Origin of the sequence: Bradyrhizobium sp. CCBAU 11361 (genome assembly GCF_028128935.1) — a bacterium.
GTDB lineage: Bacteria > Pseudomonadota > Alphaproteobacteria > Rhizobiales > Xanthobacteraceae > Bradyrhizobium > Bradyrhizobium niftali.
In genome coordinates this window covers 84041-98352 of sequence record NZ_LBJZ01000196.1, presented here as the reverse complement: position 1 = coordinate 98352, position 14312 = coordinate 84041, and the positions used below count along the sequence as shown (strand labels likewise).

The 14312-nt window shown below is 65.1% G+C and carries 13 protein-coding genes; 3 read left to right on the top strand and 10 right to left on the bottom strand.

Features of this window, described 5'->3' with window-relative positions; genetic code table 11:
* Window positions 1-3: 3 nt before the first annotated feature.
* Complete coding sequence (locus tag XI08_RS37320; protein ID WP_271578243.1) at window positions 4-843, bottom strand: oxidoreductase; 840 nt, start codon at window positions 841-843, stop codon at window positions 4-6.
* A 122-nt stretch (window positions 844-965) separates the two neighbouring features.
* Between XI08_RS37320 and XI08_RS37315 the strand changes: the two genes are divergently transcribed.
* Window positions 966-1856 carry a LysR family transcriptional regulator gene (locus XI08_RS37315; protein WP_271578242.1) on the top strand — a complete coding sequence of 297 codons (891 nt, stop codon included), beginning with the start codon at window positions 966-968 and terminating at the stop codon, window positions 1854-1856.
* A gap of 172 nt (window positions 1857-2028) precedes the next feature.
* On the opposite strand, the gene XI08_RS37310 is transcribed toward XI08_RS37315, so the two are convergent.
* Window positions 2029-2859, bottom strand: coding sequence for an enoyl-CoA hydratase (locus XI08_RS37310; protein WP_271578241.1), 831 nt, complete (start codon window positions 2857-2859; stop codon window positions 2029-2031).
* A gap of 110 nt (window positions 2860-2969) precedes the next feature.
* Entirely contained in the window at window positions 2970-3671 is a 702-nt protein-coding gene (locus XI08_RS37305) for an SDR family oxidoreductase (RefSeq protein ID WP_271578240.1), read from the bottom strand.
* Between the two features lie 234 nt (window positions 3672-3905).
* Here XI08_RS37305 and XI08_RS37300 point away from each other — a divergent pair, with 234 nt between their 5' ends.
* Window positions 3906-5690 (top strand): acyl-CoA dehydrogenase family protein, encoded by a 1785-nt coding sequence (locus tag XI08_RS37300; protein ID WP_271578239.1) that lies wholly within the window; start codon window positions 3906-3908, stop codon window positions 5688-5690.
* 43 nt (window positions 5691-5733) lie between these two features.
* A complete protein-coding gene (locus XI08_RS37295; RefSeq protein WP_271578238.1) occupies window positions 5734-6822 on the top strand; it encodes a Zn-dependent alcohol dehydrogenase in 1089 nt (362 codons plus the stop codon).
* Window positions 6823-7052: 230 nt separating this feature from the next.
* Here the strand turns inward: XI08_RS37295 and XI08_RS37290 are convergent, their stop codons facing one another.
* The 7 genes from XI08_RS37290 to XI08_RS37260 all read right to left on the bottom strand — a co-directional run bounded on the left by XI08_RS37290 (window position 7053) and on the right by XI08_RS37260 (window position 14244).
* Complete coding sequence (locus tag XI08_RS37290; protein WP_271578237.1) at window positions 7053-7406, bottom strand: nuclear transport factor 2 family protein; 354 nt, start codon at window positions 7404-7406, stop codon at window positions 7053-7055.
* A 34-nt stretch (window positions 7407-7440) separates the two neighbouring features.
* A complete protein-coding gene (locus tag XI08_RS37285; protein ID WP_271578236.1) occupies window positions 7441-8913 on the bottom strand; it encodes an amidase in 1473 nt (490 codons plus the stop codon).
* A 267-nt stretch (window positions 8914-9180) separates the two neighbouring features.
* Entirely contained in the window at window positions 9181-10152 is a 972-nt protein-coding gene (mbfA, locus tag XI08_RS37280; RefSeq protein WP_271578235.1) for an iron exporter MbfA, read from the bottom strand.
* An 87-nt stretch (window positions 10153-10239) separates the two neighbouring features.
* Window positions 10240-11382 carry an alpha/beta hydrolase gene (locus tag XI08_RS37275; protein ID WP_271578234.1) on the bottom strand — a complete coding sequence of 381 codons (1143 nt, stop codon included), beginning with the start codon at window positions 11380-11382 and terminating at the stop codon, window positions 10240-10242.
* 147 nt (window positions 11383-11529) lie between these two features.
* Window positions 11530-12399 (bottom strand): MBL fold metallo-hydrolase, encoded by an 870-nt coding sequence (locus tag XI08_RS37270; protein ID WP_271578233.1) that lies wholly within the window; start codon window positions 12397-12399, stop codon window positions 11530-11532.
* A gap of 17 nt (window positions 12400-12416) precedes the next feature.
* Window positions 12417-13607, bottom strand: a complete 1191-nt coding sequence (locus tag XI08_RS37265) for a serine hydrolase domain-containing protein (protein ID WP_271578232.1) — start codon at window positions 13605-13607, stop codon at window positions 12417-12419.
* Window positions 13608-13632: 25 nt separating this feature from the next.
* Entirely contained in the window at window positions 13633-14244 is a 612-nt protein-coding gene (locus XI08_RS37260; RefSeq protein ID WP_271578231.1) for a glutathione S-transferase family protein, read from the bottom strand.
* Window positions 14245-14312: the final 68 nt, after the last annotated feature.

Below are 14312 nucleotides of genomic sequence, written 5' to 3'. Positions count from 1 at the left end.
CACTCAAGCGCCGTCGTTGGCGAAGTCGGTGGAGGTCGCGACCGACCGCCAAGCTGCCAGCTCCCTCGCAACGAACGCGTTCTTCGCCTCGATTCGCTCCACCGTGTCGCTGCCGAGCGGCAGCCGCAGCGCCGGGTTCTTGGCGTCCACCAGCTTGAGGAAGGCCTGCGCCAGCTTGCGCGGGTCGCCGCGCTGGCCGCCATTGACGTCGGCCGCGTGCGCGCGGGTCTTGCCGACGCTCTCGTGATAGTCGTCGATCACTTGCGCGGTGCGCGACAGCGAGCTGTCGTCGAGGAAGTCGGTGCGGAAGAAGCCGGGCTCGACCACGGTCACCTTGATGCCGAGCGGTGCGACTTCGCCGGCCAGCGCCTCGCTCAAGCCCTCGACCGCAAACTTGGTCGCGCCATAGACGCCCCAGCCGGGATAGCCGGTGTAACCGCCGACCGACGAGATGTTGATGATATGGCCCGACCGCTGGCGGCGCATATGCGGCAGCACCGCGCGGGTGACGCTGAGCAGGCCGAATACGTTCGTGCCGAACAGCTTTTGTGTTTCCGCGTCGCTGGCTTCCTCGATCGCACCCAGGAGGCCATAGCCCGCATTGTTGACGAGGATGTCGATGCGCCCGAACTTCTTCACCGCCTGGCCCGCGGCCTCATGCGCTTCCGCCTCGCTGGTGACGTCGAGCCGGGTGGCCAGCAGCTGCTCGTGGCTGCCGAGCCGTGCGGTGACGGTCGATGGGTCGCGCGCGGTCGCGACGACGGCGTCGCCCGCCTTCAGCGCCGCCTCGGCGATCAAAGCACCAAATCCGCGGGACGCTCCTGTGATGAACCAGACACGCATGATGTTGCCCTTTCCATTCTTGGCTACGGCGACGTGCCGAAGCCGATGGGCAAGGTGTAGCGGCTCGCCATAGCTGAGATAATCCGCTATGAATTTTGCAAGCTACTGAATAAAATTCATCAATGCGGATCGACCCGTCCGACCTCGCGACCTTCCTCGCCATCGCCCGCCACCGCAGCTTTCGCGCGGCGGCGACCGAGCTTGGCGTTACGCCGTCGGCGCTGTCCCACGCCCTGCGCAATATCGAGGAGCGGCTGGGCTTGCGCCTCGTCAACCGCACCACCCGCAGCGTCGCGCTCACCGAGGCCGGCGAGCGGCTGTTCGCCCGCATCACGCCGGCCTTCCGCGACATCGACGACGCGCTCGAGGATCTCAATAATTTTCGCGGCAAGCCCGCCGGCGCGCTACGCTTCACCGCCGCGCGCCAATCGGCACAGCTCGTGCTGCTGCCGATCGTGACGCGCTTCCTGAAATCATTCCCTGACGTCAGCGTCGAGATCGTCATCAACGATGCCCTGATCGACATGGTCGCGGCCGGCTTCGACGCCGGCGTGCGTTTCGGCGAGACCATTGCCGCCGACATGATCGCAGTGCCGATCGGCCCGCGGCATCGTTTTGCCGTGGTCGGCTCACCCGCCTTCTTCAAGGCGCACAAGCAGCCAGCCACGCCGCGCGACCTGAAAGGCCTGCCTTGCATTCGCTACCGCTTCACCTCAGGCGCGCTCTACCACTGGGAGTTCGAGCGCGGCGGCATCGAGCTCACCATAGACGTCACCGGACCGCTGACGATGAACGACCAGGATCTAATGGTCGATGCCGCGCTCGATGGTGCCGGCCTCGCCTATGTGTTCGAGGCGCAGGTAGAAGCACTATTGGCAAAACGCAAGCTGGTCCGCGTGCTCGCCGACTGGTGCCCGGCCTATCCCGGCTTCTTCCTGTACTACCCAAGCCGCCGCCAATTGCCGGCAGCGCTGCGGGCGTTCGTGGATTTCGCGCGGTCGGCTGCTACGTAGACACCGTGTCTCCCCGACGTCGTCCTGGCGAAAGCCAGGACCCATTGCCACAGGGAGTGGTTTGACGAAGACACGTCATTCGGTACGGCGATTGAGGCTATGGAGGGATCACGCGGTATGGGTCCTGGCTTTCGCCAGGACGACACCGAGTGTGTGGCACCGCCGCGACGCCCTACTTCCCCGTGAACACCGCCTTGCGCTTCTCGATGAAGGCCTGCACCGCCTCCTTGTGATCGGCGGTCGTGGTGAGGCGGATCAGCCGTTCGGCCTCGTGATCGCGGGCGGTCTCGAAATCGAACTGGATGGCTTCGTCGAGATTGTCCTTCATGTAGCGCAGCGCCTGGCGCGGGCCTTCGGCGAGGGATTTGGCCAGCGCGAAGGCCTCGGCTTGCAGTCGGTCGTCGGGCACGACGCGGTTGACGAGGCCGATGGCTTCACAACGCGCGGCATCGACCCTGTCGCCGGTGAACATCAGTTCGCGCGCCCGCGCGGTGCCGACCAGCCGCGTCAACAGCCAGGCGATGCCGTAATCGCCGCTCAGCGCGATGCGGGCATAGCCGGTGGCGACGAAGGCGGATTGCGCGGCGATGCGGATGTCGCAGGCCATGGCGATGGCAAGCCCCGCGCCGACCGCCGGCCCCGGCAGCGCGGCGATCGTGGGTTTGCGCACCGACACGAGCGCGCCGGTGAGCAGGCGCTGCCGCTCCTGGAGATCGGTGATGCGATCATCCAGCGACATCTCCAGCTTCTTCGGATCGCGATGCGCGCCCATGCCCTTGACGTTGCCGCCGGCGCAAAAGGCTTCGCCCGCGCCGGTGATCAGCAGCGCGCCGACGTTGGGATCCTCGGCGCAGGTCCGTATCATCGTGCGCAGCGCCGGCGTCAGCGTGTCCGACAGCGAATTGCGCGCCTCCGGCCGGTTCAGCGTGATCACCGCGACGCGGTCGCGGATGACGCAGAGGAGTTCGCTGGTGCCGGTGTCGACGGTGGTGTCCGTGGTCATGTCGCTCCCCTTGTTCCTGTTGTCATTCCGGGCCGATGCGAAGCATCGAACCCGGAATCTCGAGATTCCGGATTCGGCTCTTCGAGCCGCTCCGGAATGACAAACTTAACTCAAAACTTCTCAACCCAAGGCCGCAGCTCCAGCTCCCAGCTCCAGGCGCTGCGCGGCTGCTGCAACACGTTCCAGTAGCTTTCTGCAATCGCGTCGGGATCGAGCATTGAATCCGGATTGTCGGCTGCTTCCGTCCGCGCCGCACTCCTGATACCGCCGTCGATCACGAAATGTGCGACATGGATGCCTTGCGGCGAGAGTTCGCGCGCCATGCTCTGGGCGAGGCCGCGCAGCGCGAACTTGCCCATCGCGAAGGAAGCGGACTGCGCATAACCCTTGACGCTGGCCGAGGCGCCGGTGAACAGGATCGCGCCGTGCCTGTTCGGCAGCATGCGCTTGGCCGCCTGTTGCGCCACCAGGAAACCACCATAGGCGCTGACCGCGATGGCCTGTGCGACATCGGCCGGGACGAGGTCGACGATCGGCCCCCGGGTGCGGCCGCTGGCATTGTAGACGACGAGATCGGGCGTGCCGATCTCGCGCTCGACGAGGCCGAACAGGCGCTCGACCTCATCCGGCTCCGTCGCGTTGCAGGCATAGGCTCTTGCACCGGTCTCGGTGCAGAGCGCGCCCAGCTTCTCGATCTTCCGCGCGGCAAGCGCCACGCGAATGCCTTGTGTGGACAGCAGCCGCGCCAGCGAGGCGCTCAGGCCCTCGCCGGCGCCGACGATGAGCGCGATCTTGTATTTCGGGTGTTCCATGGCGTGATCTCTCGGAGACGGGAAGCCGCTGATCTATGCATCCGCCGTGCGGACAACCAGCCGGGGTGCAGGCCCGGCCGATCACAATTCCGCAGAGCGAATTGCTCCTTCACCGCGATCATGCCTCCCTGACAATTTGCGGCTTTATCCGGCTTCCTGGCTGGAGCATGATCGACATCATCCCAAGCGGCAAGCGCTAAGAAATGCCGGCGGGCGGAAACGAAGAGGACAATCATGCACAAGCCGGTCACAGCGCAGCCGAAAGATGCCGCGGCCGCACCATCCGGCCTGCTGGCGCCCGATACCACGGGCATGAATTTCTACCGTGCCGATCCGGCGCTGACGGATTTGTTGCGCATCCATCTGCCGGAGACGCTGTTCCGTCACATCGAGCCGCATCTCGATCGCCTCGGCGAGCTCGCCGGCGGCCATCTCGACGACTGTGCGCGCCTCGCCGACCGGCACACGCCGGTGCTGCACCAGCGTGACAAGTTCGGCCGCGACGTGCAGTGGATCGAATACCACCCGGCCTATCGCGAACTGGAGAAGGCTGCGTTCGGCGAGTTCGGCATCCACGCGCTGTCGATCCGCAAGGGCATCATGGGCTGGCCGGACAAATATCCTGTCGTGGCAAAGCACGCCTTTACCTTCCTGTTCAACCAGACCGAATTCGGCATGGGCTGCCCGATCAACGTCACCGACGGCTGCGCAAAACTCCTGGCGAATTTCGGCAGCGAGGCGCTGAAGGCAAAATATCTCGATGGTCTCACCCAGACCGACATGAGCAAGCTGACGCAAGGAGGCCAGTTCATGACCGAGAAGGAGGGCGGCTCCGACGTCGGCACGCTGACCACGCGCGCCGTGCAGGAGGGCGACCATTGGCGCCTCACTGGCGAGAAATGGTTCTGCTCGAACGCGGACGCCAAGGTGGTGATGCTGCTGGCGCGTCCCGAAGGCGCCGGCCCCGGCACGCGCGGCGTCGGCCTGTTCCTGATGCCGCGCTTCCTCGACGACGGCGCGCAGAACCACTACCGCATCGTGCGTCTGAAGGACAAGCTCGGCACGCGCTCGATGGCCTCAGGGGAGATCAAGCTCGAAGGCGCGATCGCCTACGCCGTCGGCAAGCTCGACCGCGGCTTCGTGCAGATGGCCGAGATGGTGAATTCGTCGCGGCTCTCCAACGGCGTCAAATCCACCGCGCTGATGCGCCGCGCCCATCACGACGCCATGACGGTGGCGAAGAACCGCGTGGTGTTCGGCAGCCGCATCATCGACCTGCCGCTCGGCCGGCGGCAGATGCTGAAGATCATGCTGCCGGTCGAGCAGGCGCTGTCGATGAGCTTCCTCACCGCCGACGCGCTCGACCGCGCCGAGGCCGGCAGCCAGGATGCGGCGGCGCTGCTGCGTATCCTGACGCCCACGCTGAAATTCCGCGCTACGCGCGATGCACGAAAAGTCTGCGGCGATGCGCTCGAGATGCGTGGCGGCATCGGTTATATCGAGGAATTCGCCACCGCCCGGCTGCTGCGCGACGCTCATCTCGGCTCGGTCTGGGAAGGCACCGGCAACATCGTCGCGATCGATGCGCTGAGGCGCGCGGTCGGCCGCCACGGCGCCGAGGCTGCGCTTGCCGCCGACCTGCATGCCCGGCTCGATGACAGCGCGTCTGTGCCGCAGGCCTGGCGCGACCGCCTGCGCGGTCTCACCGATCGCGCGGTCGGCTTCGCGCGCGAGGTCGCGGGCAAGTCAGAGAACGAGGCCGACGCGCGGCGTGCCACCAGCCTGCTCTATCATGTCGCAAGCGCCGTCGCGCTCGCGTGGGAAGCGCATCGCATCCACGCCATGCGAGGCGATGCGCGCCGGCTGCTGCTGTCGCGTCTGGTGATCGATCACCGGGTGTCGCCGAGCGATCCGTTCCGGCTGACGGAAAATGCCGCGCAAGCGAAGATTGCCGCGCTGCTGTTTGGCGATCGCGCGGCTGGGGTGAGCGAGGTTGGCGAACTGGTTCTGGCAGCGTAGGCTGCGCCCGCGTTCAAAATAAAAAAGCGACAGGGAGTGCTCGATGAAGGCCGCCGTCCTCTATGAAGTCAACAAGCCGCTGGTCATCGAGGATGTCAGCCTGCCGAAGCCGGGCCCGCGCGAGGTTTTGATCCGCACATCGGTCGCCGGCCTCTGCCATTCCGACCTGCACTTCATGGAAGGCCTCTATCCACATCCGCTGCCCGCGGTGCTCGGGCACGAATCCGCCGGCGTGGTCGAGCAGGTCGGCTCCGACGTCACCTACGTGAAGCCGGGCGACCACGTCGTCACCTGCCTGTCGGTGTTCTGCGGCACCTGCGACAATTGCACCACCGGCCGTACCGTGCTCTGCACCGATACCACGGTGAAGCTGCTGCCGGGCGTCTCCGACCGCATGCAATGGTCGCGCTCCGAGAAGCTGCATCAGTTCCTCAATCTCTCGTCCTTCGCCGAGCAGATGCTGGTGCACGAGAACGCGATCGTCAAAATCCGGAAGGAGATGCCGCTCGATCTCGCCGCGCTGATCGGCTGCGGCGTCATCACCGGCTATGGCGCGGTGGTGAACACGGCGAAAGTGACAGCCGGCGAGACCGTGGCGGTGATCGGCTGCGGCGGCGTCGGCATGGCCGCGATCAACGGGGCGCAGATCGCGGGCGCCGGCCGCATCATCGCCATCGACACCAACCCGGCCAAGCTCCAGCTCGCGACCAAGCTGGGCGCGACCGACATCATCAACCCCGTCGACGGCGACGTCGTGAAGCAGGTCCGCGATCTCACCAATGGCGGCGTGCATCATTCCTTCGAGGTGCTCGGCCGCAAGGAAACCGCGGAGCAGGCGTTTGGCATGCTCGCCTCCGGCGGCACCGCCACCATCGTCGGCATGATCCCGTTCGGCCAGAAGATCGAGCTGCACGGCTTCGACTTCCTGCGCGAACGCAAGATCCAGGGCTCTTCGATGGGCTCGAACCATTTCCGCGTCGACATGCCGCGCCTGGTCGATTTCTTCCTGCGTGGCCGGCTGCACCTGGAGGACTGGATCTCGGCCAAGCTGAAGCTGTCGGAAATCAACGAGGGCTTTGCCAACATGAAGGCGGGCAAGACGCTGCGAAGCGTGATCGTGTTTGATAGCTAGCACCGGCGGCGCCCCGAAACAGGTGTCATCGCCCGGCTTGACCGGGCGATCCAGTACTCCGCGGCGGGAGTTGAATGAACGAACTGCTGCCGCGGAGTACTGGATGCCCCGCCTTCGCGGGGCATGACAGTCCGTAGCCCGGATGGAGCGAAGCGCAATCCGGGATCTTTGTCGCGGATCGGCCGTCCCGGATTTCGCTTCGCTCCATCCGGGCTACAGGAAACCCCGCCTCACCGCGACACGTGGGCCGACACCGCGAGCCATTTGCCGTTCTTCTTCGACCAGCAATCGGTGTAGCGGCCCGTCGCCTGCTGGCCGTCTCCCGTGGTGTAGCTTGTCGCGGCGTGGATGATGGCGAAGTCGCCCATGATGCGGATGATGACGTCGTGCTCCCTGAGGTTCCGGATCGCGATTGGCCGCGCCGTCTGTTCCAGGAAAGCGGCGCGGTCGACCAATGTCTTGTCGGGATTGGAGCAATAGAACTCCGGCGCCAGGATCTGGTCGAACCGCTTGACGTCGCAGTTCTGCACGGAGGCGACGTAGTCGCGGTTGAGCGCGGTGAGCTCTTGCATGTCCTGGCTCATGACGTCCTCTTCCCTGTGGTCGTTGACGACAGGACTAATCATCGAACAATGGCGGCGGTGTGAAGCCGCCGAATTCGCGCTCGATCAGCTCGGCGAGCTTCAAGGGCGTGCGATCCTCGAGGAAGGGGCCGACGATCTGGACGCCGACCGGCAGGCCGCCCTTCGACAGACCGAGCGGAACGGCCGTTGCCGGCAGGCCCGGAAGCGTCGCAATGCCCGGCCATGCGAGCTGGTCGGAATAAGGATAGTCCGTGCCGTCGATGTCGATTCTTCGCAGGCGTTGCTCCGGCAAATGATCATGCGGAAAGGCCGGCGTCGGCATGATCGGGCAGATCACCGCGTCGAAGGTCTTGAACAGCGCGCGCCATTGCGCGCGCAGGCCGGCGCGGGCGCCGGCGTCGAACACCCAGGCGCGGTGGCTTGCAGTAATGCCGCGCAGTCGCTCCGCGCCGAGGCTCCGGTCCTCCGGCGACAGTTGACTCGCTCGGGCTTGCGCATCCGCCAGCTCGTCGGGCAGGAAGAACGCGCCGAGGAAGCTCAGCAGCATGCGCATGTAAAGCCGCGACGTTTCCGCGAAGTCCGGAAGCAGCGTGCTCTCGCGCGCGACGGTCACGCCGGCTTTCGTGAGGTCGGTGGCGAGCTTGTCGATCGCGCCGCGCACGTCCCGGTCAGTCGGCAGCAGCGGATGGCTCTCGATCACCAGGACGCGAAAATCGCGCAGCGCCTGATGCCGCGCAGCAGGCAAATCGAGTCTGTAGGCGACGCCGGCATCGAGCGGATCCGGTCCGGCCATGACGTCGAGCAGCAAGGAAAGATCCGCTGCCGTGCGCGCCATCGGACCGATGACGGCGAGGTCGCCTTCGCGCGGAATGGCCGGAAACGGCGGCGGAGTCTCGCCGCGCGCTGCGCAGAGATTGATGGTCGGCTTGTGAGCGAAGATGCCGCAATGAAATGCCGGCACACGCAGGGAGCCGCCGATGTCGGAGCCGGTGGCGAGCACGCAATAGCCCGCGGCGAGGGCTGCCGAAGATCCCCCGGACGATCCACCCGGCGTGCGGCCGAGATCATAGGGGTTGTTCGTGGTGCCGTAGATGTCGTTGTAGCTCTGCCAGTCGCCGAGGCCTACCGGGACGTTGGTCTTGCCGAGGATCACGCCGCCGGCCTGCTTGATGCGTACCACCGGTAGCGCGTCTTCGACAGGCTTGAAATCCTTCTGCGGAACGAAGCCCCAGGTCGTCGGCAGGCCGGCGATGTTGAAGGATTCCTTGATCGTCAAGGGCAGGCCGAGCAGCGGCTTGCGCTCGCCGCGCGCCAATCCGGCGTCCGCCTCGCGCGCCGCAACGAGTGCGCGATCGAAATCGCGCACGCAGACCGCGTTGATCTTGCCGTCGTGCCGTTCGATGCGGTCGATCGCGTCCCGCGTGAGCTCGACCGCGGAGACCTTCTTCGTGGTCAATGCCGCCGACAGCTCGACCGCGCTCTTGAAACTCCATTCGGATTTGGCCACGGCGCTTCTCCCGCTCTGGTTGTTGGAGGATGATGCGCAGTTTGGCCGAACGCCGCAACCGTTGTTTGATCGCGATTGATATGTGGATGAGGCTCGTCGGGCAGTGCCAAAAAGTCAGTGTCATCGCCCGGCTTGACCGGGCGATCCAGTACTCCAGAGGCCCGCGTTTGAGAGCTCGCTCTCGCCATATCCGCTGCGGCGTACTGGATCGCCCGCCCCAGTGCGCAAGTGCGCACAAGGCGGGCGATGACAGCGAGTGTGAGGTCGTTATGCCGCTCCGATCAATATCCCCACCGCCAGCACGATCGCGCCTCCGAGCACGATCTGGAACACGGCCTGGAGGAACGGCGTGTCCATGTAGCGCGAGCGGATGAAGGCGATCGCCCATAGCTCGAAGAACACGACGACTCCGGCGATGGCCGTTGCGATCCAGAATGCATTGGCCCAGCTGTCGGGCACCAGATAGGGCGCGGTATGACCAAGCCCGCCGAGCGTCGTCATCAGGCCGCAGGTGAGACCGCGCAGCCACGGCGAGCCGCGCCCCGTCAGCGAGCCGTCGTCGGACAGCGCTTCCGCAAATCCCATGCTGATGCCGGCCCCGATCGAGGCGGCGAGGCCCACCAGAAACGTCTGCCAGTTCTGGTGGGTGGCAAACGCGGCGGCAAACAGCGGCGCCAGCGTCGAGACCGATCCGTCCATCAGGCCGGCAAGGCCGGGCTGCACATATTGCAGCACGAACATGCGGCGGTTGGTGCGATCTTCCTCCGCGCGCACATCGGGACTGAGGATCTGGTCCGCCAGCTTTGCGGCCATCTCTTCGTGGCCTTTCTCGGCTTCGGCGAGATCGCCGAGCAAACGGCGTACGCCGACATCCTGCGCCTGTTCGGCGGCCTTCACGTAAAAGCGCTCGGCCTGCAATTCCATGGTCTCGACTTCCCTGCGGATGGTGTCGAGCGACAGGTTCTTGGTGAGCCAGACCGGGCGGCGGCGCAGGAAGCCTTTGACATCCTCGCGGCGGATGGGAGGCAGGTGCGGACCGAAACGCTGCTCGTACATTTCCAGCAGCATGTGACGATGTCCGCGCTCCTCCTCGGCCATCTGCTCGAAGATCTTGGCCGAGTCCGGGTAACGCTCCCTCAGATCCTCGGCGAAGGTCATGTAGATGCGGCTGTCCTCCTCCTCGGAGGAGATCGCGACCGCAAGCACCTCGCGCTCGGTCAGATCGGCAAAATTCTTCACGACGGCCCTGTCCCACTAGTTTAGAATTATTCTAAACTATATAGGCCGCCGTGGTTCCCGGGTCAAATCAACCGGCGCGGGCCTTATTCAGTAAGTCTTGGCAAGGAAGTCGAGCAGCAAGCGGCTCACCTCGGCCGGCTGCTCCTGCTGCACCCAATGGCCGGCTCCGTCGACGAGATGACAGCCGAGCATCTTGGTGCACGCGCTCTTCTGCATCGCCTCAAACACGCCGGGGCGCTGATAGGTGCCCCAATCCTGTTTGCCCGAGATGAAGCAAGAGGGAACGTCGATGCTGCGGCCCGCAAACAGCTGCAACTCGTTGTTGAAAGCGGCCGAGGTGCCGCAGCGATACCATTGCAGCCCGCCCTGGAAGCCGGTGCGGCCATATTCGGAGCTGTAATAGGCGAGGTCGTTGTCCGGCAGCCATTGATTGGCGGCGATCGCTGCCGGCGAAGGCATCTCCTTGGCGACCGTCTCCGCCATGGTCTCGTTCAGATCCATCACATAATAGGTCGGCAGCTTTGCCAGCTCACCTGCCGACCACGATTTGAGCGGATAGGGCTTGTTGTCGGTCCAGTCCGCGCTCTTGTGATGGTAATAGGCGCGCAGGAAATCATGCACGCCCTGTTGTGCGTGATGCATGTCGGCGTTGGCGGTGCGCGTCGAATAGTACCATTGATAGTGGATTCGCGGACGTGGCAGGGCCGCGAGCTCGCGATGCACAGGATCTTCGGCCGGCGCCTGCGCCGGCGCATCGACCGTGCCAAACGGCAGCGGCGGTGGTCCGCCGAACGGCGCGCTCATCATCACGACCGAGCGGAATATGTCGGGCCGGATCAGCGCGCACCAGGATGCGACCGGGCTGCCGAAATCATGCCCGACCAGATCGACCTGCCTGTAGCCGAACGCCGACACCAGACCCAGCGCGTCGCGCACCAGGTTGAACAGACGGAATGGCGCGAGGTCGCCGTCGTAATCCCCGGTCCATCCGGTGGTGCGGCCATAGCCGCGCTGGTCCGGCGCGATCACGTGATAGCCGGCGGCGGCGAGCGCCGGCATCACCTTGCGCCAGGAGAAGGCAAGCTCCGGAAAGCCGTGCAGCAGCAGGATGCAGGGGCGGCCCTTGGTCTCGAAGCCGGCCTCCAGCACATGCATGCGCAAGCCGTTGATGCCGTCGACATAGCGCGAGCGGATGCCGGCGGGCAGGGGGACGTCGGGGAGCGCTGTCATCGTTTCCTCCACTTGGGTGGAATCGTAGGGTGGGTTAGCCGAAGGCGTAACCCACCACTTCTGTCTCTGCAGAACTTAAAGAGGTGGGTTACGCTCAGCGACTGCGCTTTGCGCAGCCGCAGAGCTAACCCACCCTACGGCATCTCGTTAAACCGCCGCGCAGACGAACGCGTTGCCCTTGCGCCTGATCTTCCCGACCGACGGGGAGGGGAAATGCGCCGTGCAGCAAAGCGCGTCGGTGTCGCAATAGCGTTCCAGGAAGCTGCGGCGCGTCGTTGCGGCCGCGGCCGGATCGACGTCGAACTTGATCGACAGCTCCGGATAGAGCGTCTGCAGCGGCGAATGCATGAGATCGCCGGAAAATACGGCGTCGTCCTTGCCGCGGCCCATCGTAAACGCAACATGCCCCGGCGTGTGACCGGGCGTCGGCAGGATGCGGACGTGATCGCCGATCTGGTGGTCGTTGCCGACGAGCTCGTGGCGGTTCGCCTCGACCACCGGCAGCACACTGTCCACGAAGGGCGGGATCTCCGTCTTCGCGTTCTGAGCCGACCAACGGTCGAACTCCTGCTTGGCGAAGACGTAGCGGGCCTTGGGGAAGGTCGGCACCCAGCGGCCGTTCTCGAGCCGCGTGTTCCAGCCGACGTGATCGACGTGGAGATGCGTGCACATCACGAAGTCGATGTCGTCAGGCGAGAATCCGGCAGCGCCCAGTGCGCGCAGATAGGTGTCGTCGGTCTTCATGTTCCATTTCGGCCGCTGCGGCCGCGGCTTGTCGTTGCCGATGCAGCTGTCGATCAGGATGGTGTGGTGCGGTGTCTTCACCACATAGGACTGGAAGCACAGCAGCAGCACATCCTGCTCATCCAGCGCCTTGGCCTGCCGCATCCATGTCCGGTTCTCGGCCAGCACCTCGGGTGTCAGTCCCGGCAGCATCTCGAGCGCCGGGACGAACGAGGTTTCCTGCTCGATGACGCGATGGATGGTGAGATCGCCGACTGAAAACTTCAGGCTCATGCTCGCTTCCCTCGTGATCAGTGCGCGTCGCGCACGGATGGAATGACGATATTGGAGAGGATGTCGATCGCGGCCAAGCCTTCCTTGGGCTGGCCGTATTGCGCGGCGGTCGTCATCATGACGAGATCAAGCTCGCGCACGATGAAGATGCGCTGGCCGCCCCAGCCGAAGGCGGCAACCCATTTGACTTCCTTGTCGCCGGCCAGCGAGCGGCCCATCCACCATTGATAGCCGTAGAACAGCGTGCTGCCGAAATTGCCGATCGCCTGGAAGCGCGGCGTGATCGATTGTGCGATCCAGTCGGCCGAGACGATCTGCTGGCCGTTCCACTGGCCGCGATTGAGCACGAGCTGGCCGATCTTCGCCGCATCGCGCGGTCGCAAGCGCAGGCCCGCGGCCGCCGCGATCTTGCCGTTCTTGTAGGCCTTCCACTCGACATCGGTGATCCCAAGCGGCTGGAACAGCACCTCGCGCGCGAATGCCTCCAGCGGCTTGCCCGAGACGCGTTCGAGGATGTTGCCGAGCAGCTCAGTCCCGCCGCCATTGTAGGTCCACAGCGCATCCGGCGGCGCGGCGACCGGCTTTGCGAGCACATAGCCGATCGGATCGGCTTCAAAGGTGAGATGCGGCTCGTCGTTGCTCGGATCGGTCCAGGCCCGCGCCTCGTCCCACTTCATCCCCGAGGACATCGTCAGCAGATGGCGCAGCGTGATGGCCTCCCAGCCCGCCTGCTTCACCGTCTGATGGTCCGGGAAGAATTTGAGCACGGGCTCGTCGACCCCTGCGATCAACCTGCGATCGATCGCGATGCCGACGAGCAGCGAAACGACGCTCTTCGAAGCCGAACGCATGTCGTGCTTCGTCGTCGCGGTGAACTCGTGCTGGCCGTCCGGCTGTCCCCAGGGTTGGTCGTAGCCCGGAAAATACTGCTCGAAGACGAGCTTGCCGTGGCGTGCGACGACGACCGAATGGACCTTGGTCGCCCGCTGCTCGAGCCTCGCGGCGATGCCGCAGAGCTGCGCGCCGTCCATGCCGACACTGTCGGGTGACGCAGTGGACCAGCCGTCGTCGATCGACGATGGCGATCCGCAGGCGAGGTTTTGTTGTCCAGGCGCCATGCCGTCGGCCTGCACGGAAGTGGCTGAGACGGTCAACGCGAGCACGAGGCTCGCGCCGAGAATGCCGAGGTGGGGGAAGCGGTCGCGCATCGTCCTTCTCCCCGCCGGCCACGTGCTACGCCGCGGGCGGCACCGAGATCTTCACCGAGGGCCGCTCCAGCATCTTCTGGTGGAAGGCGTCGAGCTTCGGATAGGCCTTGCGCCAGCCGCAATCGGCGAAGCGGAAATCGGCATAGCCGAGCACGCAGACGAGGCCGATCTGCGAGATGTCGAACGGACCGTTCAGGACATCGGGCATGTTCTCGAAGCGCGCCATGCCGGTCCAGGCCCGGTTCCAATGGTCGTCCGACCACGCCTGCCATTGCAGGCCTTGCGGCCGCACCATCTTCTCGTAGCGGCACAGCAGCATGGAATCGAGCATGCCGTTGATCAGCGAGTGATTGGTCTTGGCCTTCCAGCGCCGCGGGCCGTAATCCGGGATCAGGCTGCCGCCGGCCAACTCGTTGAGATATTCGACGATGACGTAGGAATCCAGGATCACGTCGCCGTCATTGGTGATCAGCACCGGCAGCTTCTTCAGCGGCGTGATGCGCGAGTAGTCCTCGTTGGCCGTGCCCGGCGCGACGGTTGCGGGCGTCAGCTCGATCTTGTCGATCAGCCCAAGCTCGATCGCGGCGATGCGCACCTTGCGGGCGAAGGGCGATGCGGCGGAGAAGGAGAGTTTCATCGGAAATATCCTACGCGGTGACCGGCAATTGGTTTTCGTCATTGCGAGCGAAGCGAAGCAATCCAGTC